Source organism: Flavobacterium sp. GL_143, assembly GCF_057834355.1.
In genome coordinates, this window is sequence record NZ_CM174401.1 from 4,915,771 (window position 1) to 4,934,871 (window position 19,101).

General features: G+C 32.4%; 17 protein-coding genes. 3 read left to right on the forward strand and 14 right to left on the reverse strand.

The annotated features are described in order from the left end of the window. The first annotated feature begins 79 nt into the window (after positions 1-79). The 3 genes from ytxJ (at position 80) to AC3IPI_RS20730 (ending at position 1,351) form a co-directional block, all read left to right on the forward strand. Positions 80-469, forward strand: a complete 390-nt coding sequence (gene ytxJ / locus AC3IPI_RS20720; RefSeq protein WP_039118298.1) for a bacillithiol system redox-active protein YtxJ — start codon at positions 80-82, stop codon at positions 467-469. A 16-nt stretch (positions 470-485) separates the two neighbouring features. Next, positions 486-1,028, forward strand: a complete 543-nt coding sequence (locus AC3IPI_RS20725; protein ID WP_489155416.1) for an HD domain-containing protein — start codon at positions 486-488, stop codon at positions 1,026-1,028. A 62-nt stretch (positions 1,029-1,090) separates the two neighbouring features. Next, positions 1,091-1,351 (forward strand): hypothetical protein, encoded by a 261-nt coding sequence (locus AC3IPI_RS20730; protein ID WP_489155418.1) that lies wholly within the window; start codon positions 1,091-1,093, stop codon positions 1,349-1,351. A gap of 53 nt (positions 1,352-1,404) precedes the next feature. On the opposite strand, the gene AC3IPI_RS20735 is transcribed toward AC3IPI_RS20730, so the two are convergent. The 14 genes from AC3IPI_RS20735 to AC3IPI_RS20800 all read right to left on the reverse strand — a co-directional run bounded on the left by AC3IPI_RS20735 (position 1,405) and on the right by AC3IPI_RS20800 (position 19,067). Next, positions 1,405-2,595, reverse strand: coding sequence for a hypothetical protein (locus AC3IPI_RS20735; protein WP_489155420.1), 1,191 nt, complete (start codon positions 2,593-2,595; stop codon positions 1,405-1,407). Beyond that, positions 2,579-3,577 carry a DUF2157 domain-containing protein gene (locus AC3IPI_RS20740; RefSeq protein ID WP_489155422.1) on the reverse strand — a complete coding sequence of 333 codons (999 nt, stop codon included), beginning with the start codon at positions 3,575-3,577 and terminating at the stop codon, positions 2,579-2,581. Before AC3IPI_RS20740 ends, AC3IPI_RS20735 begins: the two co-directional genes overlap by 17 nt. Positions 3,578-3,922: 345 nt before the next feature. Continuing rightward, positions 3,923-5,203, reverse strand: coding sequence for an argininosuccinate lyase (gene argH, locus AC3IPI_RS20745; protein ID WP_489155424.1), 1,281 nt, complete (start codon positions 5,201-5,203; stop codon positions 3,923-3,925). A gap of 223 nt (positions 5,204-5,426) precedes the next feature. Next, positions 5,427-6,497, reverse strand: a complete 1,071-nt coding sequence (locus AC3IPI_RS20750; protein WP_489155426.1) for a M20 family metallo-hydrolase — start codon at positions 6,495-6,497, stop codon at positions 5,427-5,429. A 97-nt stretch (positions 6,498-6,594) separates the two neighbouring features. Beyond that, complete coding sequence (argB, locus tag AC3IPI_RS20755; RefSeq protein WP_489155428.1) at positions 6,595-7,368, reverse strand: acetylglutamate kinase; 774 nt, start codon at positions 7,366-7,368, stop codon at positions 6,595-6,597. 102 nt (positions 7,369-7,470) lie between these two features. Next, positions 7,471-8,418 carry an N-acetylornithine carbamoyltransferase gene (locus AC3IPI_RS20760; protein WP_039113043.1) on the reverse strand — a complete coding sequence of 316 codons (948 nt, stop codon included), beginning with the start codon at positions 8,416-8,418 and terminating at the stop codon, positions 7,471-7,473. A 378-nt stretch (positions 8,419-8,796) separates the two neighbouring features. Further along, positions 8,797-9,558 carry a glutamate 5-kinase gene (gene proB / locus AC3IPI_RS20765; RefSeq protein WP_489155430.1) on the reverse strand — a complete coding sequence of 254 codons (762 nt, stop codon included), beginning with the start codon at positions 9,556-9,558 and terminating at the stop codon, positions 8,797-8,799. Between the two features lie 397 nt (positions 9,559-9,955). Next, the gene (locus tag AC3IPI_RS20770; protein ID WP_489155432.1) at positions 9,956-11,152 is read right to left on the reverse strand and encodes a glutamate-5-semialdehyde dehydrogenase; all 1,197 of its coding nucleotides are present in this window, start codon (positions 11,150-11,152) and stop codon (positions 9,956-9,958) included. Between the two features lie 348 nt (positions 11,153-11,500). After that, the gene (locus AC3IPI_RS20775; protein ID WP_039113048.1) at positions 11,501-12,010 is read right to left on the reverse strand and encodes a hypothetical protein; all 510 of its coding nucleotides are present in this window, start codon (positions 12,008-12,010) and stop codon (positions 11,501-11,503) included. Beyond that, positions 12,011-13,150 carry an aspartate aminotransferase family protein gene (locus tag AC3IPI_RS20780; protein ID WP_489155435.1) on the reverse strand — a complete coding sequence of 380 codons (1,140 nt, stop codon included), beginning with the start codon at positions 13,148-13,150 and terminating at the stop codon, positions 12,011-12,013. A gap of 79 nt (positions 13,151-13,229) precedes the next feature. Further along, on the reverse strand, positions 13,230-14,207 hold the full coding sequence (gene argC / locus AC3IPI_RS20785) for an N-acetyl-gamma-glutamyl-phosphate reductase (protein ID WP_489155437.1): 978 nt from the start codon (positions 14,205-14,207) through the stop codon (positions 13,230-13,232). Next, positions 14,200-15,393 carry an argininosuccinate synthase gene (locus AC3IPI_RS20790; RefSeq protein ID WP_039113051.1) on the reverse strand — a complete coding sequence of 398 codons (1,194 nt, stop codon included), beginning with the start codon at positions 15,391-15,393 and terminating at the stop codon, positions 14,200-14,202. Before AC3IPI_RS20790 ends, argC begins: the two co-directional genes overlap by 8 nt. Before the next feature lie 4 nt (positions 15,394-15,397). Further along, positions 15,398-16,015 carry a GNAT family N-acetyltransferase gene (locus AC3IPI_RS20795; protein WP_039113092.1) on the reverse strand — a complete coding sequence of 206 codons (618 nt, stop codon included), beginning with the start codon at positions 16,013-16,015 and terminating at the stop codon, positions 15,398-15,400. Positions 16,016-16,805: 790 nt separating this feature from the next. Beyond that, positions 16,806-19,067 (reverse strand): M1 family metallopeptidase, encoded by a 2,262-nt coding sequence (locus AC3IPI_RS20800; protein WP_489155440.1) that lies wholly within the window; start codon positions 19,065-19,067, stop codon positions 16,806-16,808. Between the last annotated feature and the right edge of the window lie 34 nt (positions 19,068-19,101).

A 19,101-nucleotide genomic window follows, 5' to 3' on the forward strand; every position in this document is an offset into this window, starting at 1 on the left:
AATAAAACAGACAAAATGACGCTTAAAATTTGATTTTTATCATTTTTAAACGACAAAAAGTCACAAACAACGACAAAACATGAGTTTTTTATCATCACTATTCGGAGATTCTGATCAAAATAAATCATCAGAAACCAAAATAAACTGGATTCCCTTAACAAGTTTGGAGCAATTAGACGAAATCGAAACGGCATCTAAAGATAAGCAAATTCTTATATTCAAACATAGTACAAGATGTAGTATTAGCCGAATGGCACTAAAACAATTTGAAAAAGAGTTCGATTTGGACAATAAAGTTAATGCATATTTTCTTGATTTAATAGCGTATCGTGATGTTTCGAACGAAATAGCTTCTCGTTTTAACGTTGTTCACCAATCTCCTCAATTATTACTTATCAAAGACGGAAAGTCAATATATAATGCTTCTCATAGCGATATTGATGCTGAAGTATTGAAAGAGAAAGTTTAATTTTCAATAAAACTAAATGGATATCCAATCAATTTATCAAAAAACAATAATTTTTGCTACCCTTAAACATTTAGAAAATAATCAACTCATTCCTGATTCTCAACTACCTTATGTTGTCCATTTAAGCAATGTGGCCATGGAAATTTTAATTGCTTCAAATAACACAAAGGAATTTGACTTAAACTTTGCTACTCAAATTGCGCTATTACATGATACCATAGAAGATACTGCTACAACATTTGATGAATTAGAACTTGAATTTGGAACTGAAATAGCTGAAGGTGTTTCTGCCCTCACTAAGAATGGTGATTTACCAAAAGAAGAAAGAATGCTTGATAGTTTGAACCGAATTTTACCCCAAAGAAAAGAAGTTTGGGCTGTGAAATTAGCAGATAGAATAACAAACTTACAAAAACCTCCTAAATCTTGGGATAGTCCTAAAAAAAGAAAATATAAGGAAGAAGCTGAAACAATTTTAGAAAAATTAAAAGGAGCAAATCAATATTTAGAAAATCGTTTACGCTCAAAAATTGAAGAATACGAGCAATACCTTGATTAAGAATTCTTCTTTATAAATATATAGCAAAGATGATTTTTGAAAATATATACTTTAAAATTTAAATGGATATAATTAAAAACAAACGAACTTTTGTTTCTGTAATTTCAATAATTGGAATTGTAATTGGCTTTCCTTTTGGATTATATGCTTTAGCAAATTACGGCAGCATGGGTGGATTTGTAGTCCTTTGGTGTGTATCTGGTTTATTGATTCTTTTGGCAATTGACAGAGCATTGGTTTCATTTATAAATCAGCGAAAATTATCTATTATTGAAATTATACTTACTTTGATTTTAGTGATTATAAGCTTATTATCTAGCTAACAATAAAAAACGCTGAAATTAAAATTTCAGCGTTTTTCTTATAAATATACAATCTAAAAACTCCCTCCTGAGCCTCCTCCACTAAAATCTCCTCCTCCAAACTCCATTGGGGATTCTTCAGCTTTTATTTCTGGTTTTAAATTAAAAGTAGAAGCTATAATCAAGGCTTCGGCATTTAGTAATGAATTTGAGCTATCGATACGATCTGGTTTAAATGTTATTCCTTTTTCATTGTCCCTTATCTTTCTTATCACAAAATAAGTAAAGGCAAAAAGCAATAAACCTCCAAAAGTCAAGGCAACTTCTACTGGCAAAACATGATGATAGGTTCTAAAAGTAAAAATTGAAAAACAAAAGGCTAAAAAACCTATCCAAAGTAAGATTCTGTCTTTATTGCGTAATCCAAAAAACAAATAAAGAACCGGAACTATAAACGTGAAAGCCCAAAAGAATAACGAAAAAGGAACATCTGGACTTAACTCATAATACATCCCTGATAAAAAAGCCGAAAACTCTCTTACAACCATATAATTCCCTGAAAAATAAAATATAATTAAACTAAAATTTTTCATCAAAAGTATGCCGTTATAATAAAAAGGCTCTGCTAAATCCTTAAGAAGCTTTTTACTAACAAAATACATTCCGATTGCATAAATCATTAATACAAACGGTAAGAAAAGACTCCCCAGCTCGATATACTTAAAGACAAAAAATCCTAATGTTGTGGTTAGTGCTAAACAAAAAATTAATGCTGAAGATAAATGTATATAACGCAGATATAATAGTAAAGAAACTACGGTTACTGTAATCATACAAGATAGCACATCAAGGTCTGTAACTCGAGATATACTCATTACAAAAGACATTATAACTGCTGCCGCCAAAGTTAATTGTGCTCCTAGTACAAATGCATCATCTAAGCCATATCCATAATATTTTTGCTTTGCTAAAAATTCAGTTCCTGCAAATCCTATTATTGCATATACATAAAGTAAGACCGCTAAATAATCATCATTATAAGTAAGTCCAAAAATAGATAATAACCCACAAATAGATGAATATAAAAATGCTCCTAACAAAAAGAACCCAATACGTATTAATATATTATCCTGACTTTTAAGAACTGGTAATTCTTTAGAAACTGTATCTAATTGCTCTTTAGTAATAAAATTAGCTTTTTGTAATTTCTCAGCCTCATTGACCAAGAAAATATTCTTCAATAAATCCTTATTGTATACTATCATTTGCTTTTTGTTTATTGAAGTTTTTAATTAATTTAATGAACAATATAATAGAACCTATAATATATAAAGGAGTTCCAAATATCAACAATCCATAAAATTCGTAAGCATTTATAAAGTTTAAGATTTTAAAAACTACAATATTTGTACCGATATACCCGTATAAAATTGTAAACACAAATAATGAAATTGCGGGAATTTTATAACTTACATTGTAAAAATAATAGGTAGAAGCTCCTAAAACAATTACAAAGATTAACCAATAACCATTAAATAAATTATTGATTGAAGCAATACTTATTAAATGCAAAGCATAGGTAAGGTAGATAAAATTGAAGTGTGTTTTTAAATTAATCTTTGTGCTATAAATAGTCCAAAGGATTAATAAACCTCCTAATATAATTGCCGAATAACTTAAGGTATCTGTAGTATAAAAATCATTATGTAGCAATGTTTGCGGACTTACTGACAATCCTATATAGGCAGCTAGACCTGTTACTGCAATTGTTAGGGCACTTTTGTTATCAAAATAATACGCACAAAAGAAACTTATAATAGTAGGAACTAATGTTGCTAAACCGTAGTGGGTACCGAATAGCTGGTATTGAAACTGAATATAACCTACAAAAATACAACTGAGGATTGTTGCTGTAAGGACTAAATATTGTAAAACGGGGTTCTCAAAACTAGAATCTTCTTTTTGGAATCCTTTTGATTTTTTAAAGCAAAAGTAAAAACAAATTACCGTTACGATTAATAATAAAGATAAAATAGCTACATGCCCAATTGTATCGATGTTTTGATAAATTAAGATTCCGATTCCTGTTGTAAATAACAAAACCGACAGGTACAGAAATAACTTTAATTCGTTATGCAGCGAAAAAATCCCTAAACTACGATAGGCTTTTACCTGTATAAATTGTTCTTCGGTGATTAAATTGTTCTCAAAAAGTTTTTGAGTTGCCTGTTCATCAAATTGTGTCATACTATTACTTTAAGATAGTCTATTGGGTGTAATTACTTCGTCTCTTCGCTTCGTTCGGGTCGTAAAAATTTCATTTAACACATAGAAACATAGATTTTATGTATAAAAAAGAATACAAAAAGAAATACTTTTCTTTCACATAGCTTTGCTATGTGCATTTAAAATAAGTGAAACGCCTACTTTGAGAATACAAAACCTATGTTTCTATGTGTTAAAATTAATTACACCCAACGGGTTAAGATAACTATGTATCAAATATATGTATTTAGTATGAATTTTCTGTTTTCAATAAAAAAGGTTTTAACCAAAAAAAAACGCTATGATATCATAGCGCATTTTCCTGAATTAATAAGAACTCTTCATCTTATTTTTTATGGCATCTAAACATAAGTTATTGATGCTTCCTTCATGTGTATGTTTAGTTTCTTTTGGCGACTTAAACGTACCGTTTTCTAGTTGTTCAGCTACTTCTTTGTATGCATCTCTAAACGGCATTCCTGCTACAACCATTTCATTTAATGTATCTACTGTAAATAGGTAATCATATTTTTTATCGTCTAAGATATGGTCTTTTACTGTGATATCTTTTATAGAAAAAATCGCAATATCTAAACAGGCTTTAAGATTTTGAATTGCTGGAAACAATCCTTCTTTTAAAAGCTGCAAATCTCTGTGATATCCGCTTGGTAAATTGTTTGTGATCAACGTGATTTCATATGGTAATGCTTGTATTTTATTGCATTTCCCACGTATCAATTCAAATACATCTGGGTTCTTTTTATGTGGCATTATGCTTGAACCTGTTGTAAGATGTGATGGCAAACTGATAAAATCAAAGTTCTGACTCATATACAAGCAAACGTCCATTGCAAATTTAGACAACGTTGCTGCAACGCTGCTCATTGCAAAAGCAACAGTTTTCTCTGCCTTACCACGGCTCATTTGAGCTGCTACGGCATTATATTTTAAGGTTTCAAAACCTAGTTCTTGCGTTGTAAATGTTCTGTTTATAGGAAATGAACTTCCGTATCCTGCAGCAGAACCTAGTGGGTTTTGATCTACAATTTTGGCAGCTGCATTTAGCATCGTAATATCGTCGATAAGACTCTCGGCATAGGCTGAGAACCACATCCCGAATGATGATGGCATTGCTATTTGCAAATGTGTATATCCTGGCAATAATACATTTTGATGTTTCTCTGCAGATTCCATTAACAAATCAAAAAGACTTTTTACTTGTTCTTTTAATGCTTTTACTTCATCTTTTAGGTATAAATGCACATCGACTAAAACTTGGTCGTTACGTGAACGTGCCGTATGGATTTTCTTTCCTGCATCTCCTAGTTTTACTGTTAGCAAATATTCGATTTTAGAATGTACGTCTTCAAAACTATCTTCGATTACGAAATTTCCTTTTTCGGCATCGACAATGATTTCGTTTAATGCATCTACTAACGAATTGGTTTCATCGGCTGTTAAAAGTCCGATTTGTCCCAGCATTTTTGCATGAGCTATTGAACCTAATGCATCGTATTTTGCCAAAACCAAATCTAGTTCTCTATCGTTTCCAACAGTGAAATGTTCGATTTGTTTGTCTGTTGCAATTCCTTTTTCCCAAAGTTTCATAAGCTGTATGTTGTTTTGTTTCACAGAGTTTCTCAAAAAAAAACTCAAAGATTCACAAAGTTTAATTTTATTACTATGTTTCTTTATTTCCTAAATGCCTTAGCCCCGATAGCAGTGAAAATCCTTTTATTTTTTCCTTTAAAAAATAAAAGATTGAAACGGATAGCGGGAAATAGCTCCTTATTATCCTTCGACTTCGCTCAGGATGACAAAAGCATAACTATTATAATTTAAAGAAATCGGTTAGTATTTTAATATACAATTCGATTCCTTCTTCGATTTCGTTGATAAAAATAAATTCATCTGCCGAGTGTGAACGTAATGTTTCTCCTGGTCCTAGTTTTAATGACTGGCAACTTAAAACGGATTGATCGGAAAGTGTTGGAGAGCCATAGGTTGTTCTTCCTAAAGCGATTCCGGCTTGTACTAAAGCGTGTGCAATTGGAATAGACGAAGCATTAAGATGCATAGACCGTGGCGTTACTTCGGCTTTTACATTAGCTTTTACCACTTCTAGAATTTCGGTATTGGAGTAACAATCGGTTACACGAATATCGACCACCAAATCACACTCTGACGGCACTACATTATGTTGTTTCCCAGCGTTTATCTGGGTTACGGTCATTTTTACCGGTCCTAAAACATCGGATATTTTATCGTATTTATAGTTTCGGAACCATTCCATTACGGGAATAGCATTGTATAATGAGTTATCATCGTTTTGGTGTGCAGCGTGGCTTGCTGTTCCTTTTACTTTTACATCAAGAACTAATAACCCTTTTTCGGCTACTGCCAATTGCATCAATGTAGGTTCACCTACAATGGCACAATCTAGCTCTGGTAAATGTTGTAAAACGCTGTTTAATCCGTTTTTTCCGCTGCTTTCTTCTTCTGCCGAAGCTACAATTACTAGATTATGAGGTAAGTTTTCATTATTGTAAAAATGTACAAACGTCGCCAATAACGAAACCAAACATCCTCCTGCGTCGTTGCTTCCTAAACCGAATAATTTGCCTTCTTTTACAATTGCTTTAAACGGATCGTTGGTATATGCTTGATTGGGTTTTACTGTATCGTGGTGCGAATTCAGTAATAGTGTTGGTTTATTTTTGTCGAAATATTTATTGAAAGCCCACACATTATTGTTCTCTCTTTTAAAAGGAATCTCGTTTTGATTGAACCAATTTTCGATTAAAAGTGCCGTTTGATCTTCTTCACTTGAAAAAGATGGGGTTTCGATCAAACTTTTTAATAATGCTATTGCTTCTTGAGTAAGCGTTTCTATATTTTTCATTTTTTGATAGGTACTGAAGTCTATCCCGAAGCTTCGGGGCTGAGTTTCTAAGATTACAAAAGTCTTGGTTTCTTAGAAACTTAACAACTTTTTTCTTTTATAATTTAATAGTTGTATGCAATATATTGGAATTTTGCAACATACTATGATGTCCAATTTTTATGGTCTGAACTCCCTTAGACAGGCTATTAAAACAATTGTCTAGTTTTGGAATCATTCCGGAATGAATTACTTTTTCGGCTTTTAGTTTTTCGTATAATTCGGCGTTTATTTCGGTAATAACCGAATCATCGTCTTCTGAATCTGATAAAACACCTTGTTTTTCAAAACAATAGGTAAGCGTAACATCAAAATTTTCGGATAATGCAATTGCTAACTCGCTTGCAATTGTGTCTGCATTTGTGTTTAGCAATTGTCCGCTTTTATCGTGCGTAATGGCGCAAAAAACTGGTACAATATTGTTTTCTAGCAATGTAGCCAATAAACTTGTATTTACTTGTTTTACATCGCCTACAAATCCATAATCGATTGTTGGATGGTTTCTTTTTGTCGATTGGATTAAATTTCCATCGGCTCCCGAAAATCCAATTGCATTATTGTTTTTTGCCTGCAATTGCGCTACAATATTCTTATTGATTTGTCCTGCATAAATCATCACGGCAACATCCAACATTGCTGCATCGGTTATACGACGACCATCTATCATTTGCGGAACTAAACCAATACTTTCGGCCATTTTTGTAGCCGATTTTCCACCACCGTGAATCAATACTTTATGTCCTTCTATCTTAGAGAAATCAGTTAAGAATTTCTCCAATTCTGATGGATTATCGATTATATTACCGCCAATTTTTATTAATGTAACGTTCATTTTTTATAGGTTCAGAGGAACAAAGGCTCAAAGGTTCAAAGGTTTCTCTTAAGGTTTCTAGAACCTTTGTACCTCTGCAACTTTGTATCTTTGTACCTTTATTTATAACTTTTTAAGAATCTTCTGTAATACCAATTGTGCTGCGTATGTTCTGTTATTAGCTTGCTCGATTACAATTGAATTTTCGCCATCTAAAACTTCATCACTTACAATTACATTACGACGAACAGGAAGGCAATGCATGAATTTTCCATTGTTGGTTAATGCCATTTTTTCGGCAGTAACTGTCCAATTTGGATCTGAATTAGTTACTTTTCCGTAATCGTTAAAATTACTCCAGTTTTTTACGTACACAAAATCGGCATTTTCAAATGCTTTGTCCTGATCGTATTCTATTTTCGAATCCTTGGTAATTTCTGGACTTAGTTCATATCCTTCGGGATGTGTAATTACAAAGTCGACATTTTTTTTCATTTGCATCATTTCTACAAATGAGTTAGCAACTGCTTGTGGCAAAGCCTTAGGATGTGGCGCCCAAGAAAGTACTACTTTTGGCTTGTGCTTAGTCTTAAACTCTTCCATTGTAATAGCATCTGCCAAAGATTGCATTGGATGACGAACAGCACTTTCCATATTTACGATTGGAACTGTAGCGTATTTTAAGAATCCCGAGATAACGGTTTCTGCATAGTCTTTTTCTTTATCTAATAATCCTGCAAAGGCTCTAATAGCAATAATATCGCAGTATTGAGAAACTACTTCGGCAGCTTCTTTGATATGTTCTGAAGCTCCTGAGTTCATAATCGCTCCATCCTCAAACTCTAGCGTCCATCCTTCGTTGGTAAAATTCATTACCATTACGTTCATCCCTAAATTTATAGCTGCTTTTTGAGTACTTAAACGCGTTCTTAAACTCGGATTAAAGAATAACATTCCTAATGTTTTGTTCTTACCCAGGTGTTGGTTTTTTAGTGGTTTTTTCTTGATTTTTAACGCACTCTTAACCCATTTTGATAATGAGTTGATATCTTGAATTGAAATATAGTTCATAATATATTGTTTAATCGTTTTTTGTCTAATTGTTTAACCGAATGACCGATTAACCAAATCAACATTTTTAAGAGTAGTATCTGTTTTTATCTGTGTCTTTGCCTTAACAAATCCGCATCATCCGCGTTCTTCTTTTGATAATCATCATAATTTGAATTAAAAATATAGTTTATGTTTTCTTTATTTATTGTTGTGTTTTTTGGACGCTGATTAAACTGATTCGCAATTGCGAAAACGCTGATAAAAACAGATTTCTTTTCTTTCTTATTATAATTTCTAAAAATCCGTATCATCCGTGTTCCTTTTTAATAATCATAATTCGAATTAAAGTGATAGTTTGTCATTTAAACGAATAAACGATTAAACAAATCAACATCTTTATACAATCTTGGTAAAAGGAATTTCATCCTTTAATGCTTTTAGAATAAAATTATCTTCTAGTCCGTTTACAATCCAGGTCTCGATATTTGCTGCTTTGGCGATTGCCGCTGCTTCAATTTTTGATTGCATTCCTCCTGTTCCGTGTGACGATTTAGATTCTCCGATTTCTTTTTCTAAAAGCTGTAAATCATTCACTAAAGCAATCGTTTCTGGCACTTCGTTATGTATAGATGCTTTTGTATAAATTCCGCTTGTGTTTGTGGCGATTATCAAGATATCTACATTTAATAAAACTGCTGTTAATGCTGCTAATTTATCGTTATCTCCAAACTGAATTTCGTCGGTTGCAACGGTATCATTTTCATTGATAATCGGAATGTAATTATTCTCGACCAAAACATTAATTGTGTTTACAATATTGATTTTGGATTGTTCTTTTTCGAAATCTGAATAGGATAACAAACATTGCGAAGTCAATAATCCCAAATCACTGAAGTTCTCATGGAAAATCCGCATTAAATGAGGTTGTCCGATCGATGCCAAAGCTTGTTTTACAATAATCTCTTTGCCTTTGCTCTCTAATTTCACAAATTGTTTCGCTGCTGCAATAGCTCCGGAACTTACAATTACAAATTCGTATTTGTCATTTAAAGCTGCAATTTGCATACCAATATCTTCAATCTTTCCTCTGGAAATATGATTGGTTTCTTTGGTTAGTGTATTGCTTCCTATTTTTAATAAAATCCTTTTTTTAGTCATTTTTTTTAAGTGGCTAAGGTTCTGAGTTACTATCCCGAAGCCTCGGGACTAAGTTTTTATATTGTAAACGTTTTTACCGCAAAGGGCGCAAGGTTTTATATTCTGTTTGTGTTTACAAACGCTGAGTTCGCAAAGCTATATCTGAAATCTAAAATCGTTAATCATCAATCTAAAATCTAAAATTAACCACAAAGGGCGCTAAGATTTTTATATTGTAAACCTTTATAAACGCTGAGTTCGCAAAGCTAAATCTATAGTTAAATTCCAAATTTTAAATTCCAAATTCCAAATTCCAACAATCGAGAATTATTAATCTATCCCGAAGCCTCGGGACTTAAATTCTAAGAAATCTAACTATCTAATAATCTAAGATAGTCTAACAATCTAAGAAGTCTAATTATCGAATTTGCCCTTCTCCGTAAATATACCACTTATTGGTAACCAGATGTTGCAATCCGATTGGTCCTCGCTGATGTAATTTATCTGTGCTTATGGCTAATTCTCCGCCTAAACCAAGTTGCCCTCCATCGGTAAATCTTGTCGAGGCATTATGATAAACTGCTGCCGCATCTATAGATTCCATAAATTCCTGAGCAATATCTTTATTTCTTGTAATAATCGCAGCCGAATGTCCGCCACAATACTTATTTATTTTTGCAATAGCATCTTGTTCTGAATCGATTGTACCTAGTACGATTTTATAATCAAGAAACTCTTCATACCAAATATCTTCGTCTTTTAGAACACTTGTGTTCGCAAAAGATTCTAATGTTTTATCTACAATAATTTCCACTTTCGATTCATCTAGTTCTTCTATTAAAATGGCTAGAAAACCTTCAAAATTTGGCAATCGTGAATCTACCAAAACTTTATCTACAGCGTTGCAAGCTGAGATTTTGGATGTTTTTGCATTCAGAATCACTTTCAATGCAATATCTGTATTTGCTTCTTTATGAACATAAACAAAATTATTTCCCCGTCCGCTTACGATTACTGGGCAAGTAGCATGTGCTTTTACAAACTCTATTAATTTTTCGCCTCCACGTGGTACAATTAAATCTACTTTTTGTGTTGGTTTTTCTAAAAAAGCTTGGGTTTCTTGTCGATTGAAATTTAGATATTCCACCCATTCTGTCGAAACATTGTGTTCTGCTAAAGCCTGATGCCATAAACTCACAATCTTTAAATTGGATTTTAGCGCTTCTTTTCCGCCTTTTAGCAAAATTTTATTTCCTGATTTAAAGGCAATTCCACCAGCTTCGATAGTTACATCGGGTCTTGATTCGTAAATAATTAATATCGTACCAAAAGCTGCTGTTTTATTACTGACTTTAATTCCGTTATCGTGTACAAAATGAAACCTTTCCACGCCAACTGGGTCTTCCTGAGAAGCCAATTGATTCAATGACAGAATCATTTCATCAATCTTGGCGTTATCTACTTTTAAACGTTCTTCCATTGCTAGATCTTCGCCATTGTAAGCGGCTAAATCAGCTTGATTCGTCAGAATAATTTGGTTTCTTTCTTCTTCGACAAGCTTTGCCATCGAGAGTAAAACCAAATTTCGCTTTTCAATTGATAAATGGTGGTTCATAATTTTTGTAGTTGGTTGTTTTTGGTTGTTTTCTAAAATCTAGTTTGTGTTGAGAGATATAAATCTGCGTATAAAACTCCATAATAAAATAAAATATTTACTACTATCCATACTCTCCTTTTTATACTATTATCCGAGGAAAAATAAATTCTTGAAATCTGCATTATCAATATTATAACAGAAGATAATCCAATTAAAAAATATACAAAAAAAAGAATTAGGTTTATCATTTCTATATGCTTCCAAATAACAAACAAACTTTGAAAGCTACTAATTAAAATCGCCCAAAAAATGATAATCAAATATGCTAATGATTGATATTTGAGAAACAAATCTGAAATCAAAAAATTATTGTTCATGTTCTTTAATTTTAAATCCATAAACTATTTTTTTTGGCTCATTTTCCTTTACTAAATTATATTTTTTAGCTAAAGCATTTTCTTCATTAGGCTGAACTTTATCTTCTTTCAATTTATAGGTGAATATTAAAGAATCATAACATTTACAACCTATTTCTTTCTCAATCAAAGGTGCGTATTTATTAATTTTTTCTTTAATAAAAGAATCACTTTTAATTTCTGAAAGTTCAATTTTAAAATTATCTAAAGAATCTAGCTTTAGATTCTCGCAATCTCTCAAATACCATAAACTAGGTTCATTATTATAAGTATCAATCTCTATGTCTTCTTGTTCATTGATTTCATTTTGCATTCTTCCTAAAACTTTTTCAAGTCCAGCAGAAGGAATATATTCAGGGGCTCTTCTCATTCCCCACGCAAATGGATTCAGAAAAAGCAACATTGGTAGTAAAACACTAATTACCAGCACAACACCCCAAATATTTTTTAATACTTTCATTTAATATTGAAGCTCTTCTAAACTTTCTTTTAATGCAACGATAAAGGTATCTATATCAGATTTCTTCACAGTTAATGGCGGCAAAATTCTCAATAGATTTTTGTTGTTGGCACTTCCTGTAAAAATATGTTTCTCGACAATTAACTTTTTACGAAGCGGACCAATCTCAAAATCGAATTCTACTCCAAGCATTAATCCTTTTCCTTTTACTTTTATGATTTGAGGAACTTGCTTGATTTGCTCAAAAAAGTAAGCCGAAACTTCGTTTACATTATCCTGTAATTTCAATTTTTCGATTACATCCAGAACCGCAATTCCTGCAGCACAAGACAAATGGCTTCCGCCAAAAGTAGTTCCCAATAATCCGAAACTAGCTTCAAATTCAGGCGAAATCAAAATGGCTCCAACTGGAAAACCATTCCCCATTCCTTTTGCAACCGAAATAATATCGGCTTTGATATTGTGATGTTGGTACGCAAAAAACTTTCCGCTTCTTCCATAACCTGATTGTACTTCGTCTAAAATTAAAACTGCACCGTATTTTTTACAAGCTTTTTCTAAAGCCTGAAAAAACTCAGTTGTTCCCTCGTCTAATCCTCCTACTCCTTGAATTCCTTCAATAATTACACTCGAAACATCTCCTTTTGCTAGTTCAGCTTCTACTAATTCGATATTATTAAGAGGTAAAAAAGTAACAACTTGTTGTGCATTTATTGGAGCTACAATTTTTTTATTGTCTGTAACTGCAACTGCTGCCGAAGTTCTTCCGTGAAAAGAATTATCAAAAGCTACAACTCTTGATTTTCCGTTATGGAATGAAGCTAGTTTCAAAGCATTTTCATTCGCCTCAGCTCCTGAACTACATAAAAACAGTTCATAATCTTCTAATCCTGAAAGTTTTCCTAATTTCTCAGCTAATTCTACCTGCAAAGGATTCTGAATTGCATTGGAATAAAAACCTAAATTATCTAATTGATTTTTAAGTTTTGCTACATAATCTGGTTGTGTGTGTCCAATAGAAATTACTCCATGTCCACTATATAAATCTAAATACTCTACTCCGTTATTATCTGTAATAGTACAATCTAATGCTTTTACAGGTGTTATGTCATAAAGTGGGTATACGTTAAATAAGTTCATCTTTTTTTGTTTAAATGTTTAATCGGCTATTTGTTTAATCGATTAACCGAATTCACGATTAACCGTATCAACAACCAATTTAAAATCCGCTTGGTTTTAAATGTAAACCTGTCGTTTCTGGTAATCCAAACATTAAATTCATGTTTTGAATTGCTTGTCCAGCAGCTCCTTTGGTTAGGTTATCGATTATTGAAGTAATCAATATCCGGTTTCCGCTTTTGGTTAAGCTTATTATACATTTGTTCGTTTGTACAACTTGTTTCATATTGATATTAGTTGTAGTAACAGTTACAAACGGTTCGTTTTTATAAAAATCTTCATATTTAGCAACGATTTCATCTAAACTTTCTTCGACAGTTGTATATAAAGTTGCAAAAATTCCTCTTGCAAAATCTCCTCTGTTCGGAATAAACAACAATTCGTTTGAATAATCTGCCTGCAATTGATTTATACTTTGGTTTATCTCTCCCAAATGCTGATGATCAAATGCTTTGTAATGTGACATATTACTTAATCTCCAACTAAAATGTGTCGTTTCTGAAGGATTTACTCCAGCTCCTGTACTTCCTGTTGTTGCATTAATATGTACATCATTATTTAAAAGCTCATTCTTTGCCAATGGTAATAATGCCAGTTGAATTGCTGTTGCGAAACAACCTGGATTAGCAATGAATTGTGCTTTTTTGATAGCGGTTTTATTCAGTTCTGGTAAGCCGTAAATGAATTCTTTTCCATCAAAATTAGCGTCTTTGTTTAATCTAAAATCATTTCCTAAATCAATAATTTTAGTATGACCCGCAAATTTATTTTCTTTAAGAAACGAAATCGATCTTCCGTGACCTAAACACAAAAACAACACATTTACATCTGGATTAAGAGCATCTGTAAAATCCATTTCGATATCTCCCAATAAATCGTGATGTGCTACCGATAGTGGCTTTCCAGCATTTGTTGTACTGTACACAAAATCGATATTTACATTGGGATGATACATCAATATTCTTATCAATTCCCCAGCTGTATAGCCTGAACCGCCAATTATTCCAACATTAATCATAGTCTAAGTGATTTACAGATGAAAATATATTTTGAGCATTTCCTAAAATCTTAATAAACCCTTTAGCATCGTCTGATGTCCATGCATTATTCATTTCTCCGTATTGACCAAATCCTGTATTCATTAAATCATTATCTGATTCAATTCCGTCAAGCGAAAAATGATATGGTTTAAGCGAAACAGTTACAACTCCATTAACCGTTTTTTGCGTGTCTTGTAAAAATGTTTCGATGTTACGCATTACTGGATCCAAAAACTGACCTTCGTGAAATAACATTCCGTACCAGTTTCCTAATTGCTCTTTCCAATATTGTTGCCATTTACCAAGTGTATGTTTCTCTAATAAATGGTGTGCCTTAATGATAATTAACGGAGCAGCAGCTTCAAATCCTACTCTTCCTTTAATACCTATAATAGTATCACCTACGTGAATATCTCTACCAATTGCATATGCATTTGCTAATTTCTCTAGTGCTACAATATTATTTGATGGTTTATCTGTTTTACCATTTATTCCAACTAATTCTCCTTGCTCAAAATGTAAAGTCACTTTTTCTTCACCTTCTTTTTGCAATTGCGAAGGATATGCTTCACTAGGTAATGGTGTACCAGAAGTTAAAGTTTCTTTTCCTCCTACACTTGTTCCCCAAAGTCCTTTATTGATAGAATATTGTGCTTTTTCCCAAGAATAATGAACGCCATTTTTAGACAAATAATCTACTTCTTCTTGTCTTGACAATTTTAAATCTCTAATTGGAGTAATTATTTCAATCTCTGGAGCAATTGTCTGAAAAATTAAGTCAAATCTAATTTGGTCATTTCCTGCTCCTGTACTTCCGTGTGCAATTGCCTCTGCTCCTACTTTCTTAGCATATTTTATTGCTTCAATAGCTTGAAAAACACGCTCGGCACTTACAGATAATGGATAAGTATTGTTTTTTAATACATTTCCAAAAATCAAATATTTTATAGCTTTATCATAATACTTATCTACGATGGTAAGATTTGCATGTTGCGCACTTCCTAATTCGTAAGCTCTTTCTTCAATAGCATTTAATTCTTCTTCATCGAAACCTCCTGTATTAATAAGTACAGTGTGGACTTCATATCCTTTTTCATTTTTTAAATATTTAAGGCAATACGAAGTATCTAATCCTCCGCTATAAGCTAATACAACTTTTTTCATAATTTTATTTTTTTAAGAAAAGGGCTTGTTTAATTGATTTTAATCTATTGAGTACTTTTACGTTAAAAGGATGTTTTGGTGGATCCTTTTGTTTTTCTTTTGGATCGTACAACATTCCTGTACATAAGCACATTTTATTTTCTTTACTTTTTAATATTTCATAATTTGTACAAGTTTTGCAACCTGCCCAAAAGCTTGGATCACTTGTAAGTTCTGAAAAAGGAACTGGTTTATATCCTAAATCTGAATTAATTTTCATTACTGCCAAACCAGTTGTGATTCCGAATATTTTTGCATCTGGAAATTTTTCTAACGAGTAATCAAAAACCTTAGATTTAATTTTTTTGGCTAAACCTAAATTTCTGTAATCTGGATGTACTATCAAACCAGAATGAGCCACAAATTTGCCATGTTGCCAACTTTCGATATAGCAAAAACCTGCAAATTTACCATCTACCAAAGCAATCAATGCATCTCTGTTCTCCATTTTTTTCTGGATATATTCAGGAGTTCTTTTGGCAATTCCGGTACCTCTCAATAAGGCAGACGACTCTATAGTATCGCATATTTCTTGCGCATATTTATAATGTTCTTCTTGTGTTACAACAATAGAGATCTTCATTTCAATAGTTGAAGTTAGGGTTAAAAAATAAGACATGATTTTTCTTCTGAAACCCAAGAGTTGCTTCAGCAAAATTAAATAAAAAATACGTAAAACCCTTAATATCAAAAAGATGACATTGAGATAATTTTAAATAAAATGTACTTGTAGGATGTGTTTGTCCAAAGGACAACTTAGGTAATTTCAAAACAAAAAAATGAATATAAATACATACGACGAAAAACTCTTGTGAATGCTATAGAGATAGCATCCGTACTTCGGGAGAAGTAACAGGCAAGTTTGTCCGTGAGATAGAAATTATATGTAAACTCATTTTATTCATTGGTGCAAATTTACATCTTTTTTTTAATTACAATACATTATTGATAATTTGTAACATTTTTTTAATATTATGTTGCTTTTATCAATTTATCTCATTTCTACACTTAAAAAATCAACTAAAAATTAAACTTTTAATAAAAAATCGGCTATCTGAGTTAAACTCAAATAGCCGATTTTAATTATTTATATCTTTATTGCTCTTTAAAAAAGCCTAAAAATTATAATTTTAACCTGCTGGTTTCAATTACTGTATCTATTCGCTCGGGGCGTGAAAAAATTATTTAACACATAGAAACATAGATTTTATATGTAAAAAAGAGTACAAAAAGAAATATATTTCTTTCACATAGCTAGCTATGTGCATTTAAAATAAGTGAAACGCCTTTTTTTTGTATGCAAGACCTATGTTTCTATGTGTTAAATAATTGTACTCAACGGGTTAATTTTATTGAATATTTATCAATTCAAATTATTCTTTCGTAAATTCTAATACTTGCGAATTTTCTAAAATTGTCATGTTTAATCCAGTTTTAGTAAATGCAAATCTTAATCCAGCTCTCACAGATTCAAAAGTATCTGCCGCATTCGCAACAGGCTGAACTGGAAATTTAGGATAATTAGGAAGCTCTACAGTTAAAGCGCTATTTTTTTCGGTAAAAGTGATTTTTAAAGGTGTTTTTTTACTAGAATAAGTCCCTAAATAAGGGTCTAGAACAACATCTTTTTCTAATTTACCACTTCCAGCCGTCCATACGTTGTTTGCCTCATTACTATCAGGAAAAACGTGATCAGGATCTATAGTAACACTTTCGATTTCTTCTGTTGAGTCAAATTTGAAAGACCATTCTACGTTTCTTTGCCAGATTTCAACTGGTAATTTCACTCTGGAAACTTTTCCGCTTTTAGTTTTCACATCAATTACAACAGGCATTACCATTTTTTCAAAGTTCTCAATAGTAATAATCACTCCTTTTGCAGGGTCATTTTTCACATATTTAATTGAGTTAATACCTTGGTCAAAACGCCAGTTGTTAACATACCAACCTCTCCAGAACCAGCTTAAGTCTTCTCCTGCAACGTTTTCCATTGTTCTAAAGAAATCATCTGGCGTAGGGTGTTTATAAGCCCAACGGTCTATATAAGTACGGAAAGCTGTGTCAAAACGCTCTTTACCTAATACTTGTTCTCTTAAAATTACCAAACCTGAACTTGGTTTAAAATAACATAACATCCCAATATTTGCCTCCTTCATATTATCTGGAGAACTCATAATAGTTTCTAACTTAGGATTTGTAAATGCCTCAGCCATTTTATGCAAATCCTTCGGTGCATCTTTATATTCACCTTTATTAAATTCGGCAGAACTCAATGAATTAATAAATGTATTAAATCCTTCGTCCATCCAACCAAATAATCTTTCGTTTGAACCAACAATCATAGGAAACCAGATGTGTCCAAACTCATGATCTGTAACTCCCCATAAATCTTCTCCTTTAGATTCCCAGCTACAAAATACAATTCCTGGATATTCCATACCTCCTTCATTCCCTGCAACATTTGTTGCAACTGGATAAGGATATTCAAACCATTTATTTGAGTAATTTTCAATTGCACCTTTAGTATATTCTGTCGAACGTCCCCAAGCAGCATTTCCATCACTTTCAACTGGATATGCAGAAAGAGCCAATGATTTTTTCCCGCTAGGTAAATTAATCTTAGCACCATCTAAAATAAAAGCAGCCGAAGATGCCCAAGAGAAATCACGTGCATTTTTTATTTGATAATGCCATGTTTTTTCTCCATTTCCATTAGCTTTTGCAGCTGCAACTTCTTCGGCTGAACGAATCATAACCGTTTTATCGCTTAGTGCAGCATCTTTAAAACGTTTTTGTTGTTCTGCAGTATACACTTCTGGAGCATTTAATAATTCTCCAGAGGCAACTACAAAATGATTAGCAGGAACTGTCAACTTTACATCAAAATTACCATATTCCAAGTAAAATTCCGATGCTCCTAAATATGGATGTGTATTCCAGCCTCTTACGTCATCATACACGCACATACGCGGATACCATTGTGCTATTGTAAATATTTTACCATTTTTTGTTTCAAGAACTCCTGTTCTATCTGATCCTTCGTTAGGAGCTATATAAGAAAAATCAATTTTAATTTTAACGCTGCTTCCTTTTGATGCTAACTCTTCTGGAAGAAAAATTTGCATTCTTGTATCGGTAACAACATATTTAGCATCAACTTCAACCGATTTTTTCTTACCAAGTATAGTAACTTTTACCGATTTAATTTTATTTCCACCATCAAAAACCTGTCCTTGAGCACCGTTACGACTTCCTGTTAATGGCACTACAGCATTTCCTCTTGAATCTTCTTTGAATAAATTTTGATCCAAATTAAGCCAAACAAATGACATTTTATCAGGGCTATTGTTGGTATATGTAATCTCGTCTGTACCAATAATTTCATTAGTAACCCCATTTAACTTCGCAGTTATCTTATAATCTGCTCTGTTTTGCCAGTACTCTGGACCAGGCTGACCACTTGCAGAACGGGTTGTTGTTCCGTTTTTAGAATAAAATAATGGAGAGAATGCATCATAATAATCATATTTAGAAATAGGATTAGTTGTCGCAGTAGGAACTTGTTGTGCCCAGGTGGCCGAAATTCCAAACAATAAAGCCATCGTTAACAAGGCTTTTAAAGAGTGTTTTTTCATTTTTGTTGCTGTTTATCTAGCAAATTAATGAAAA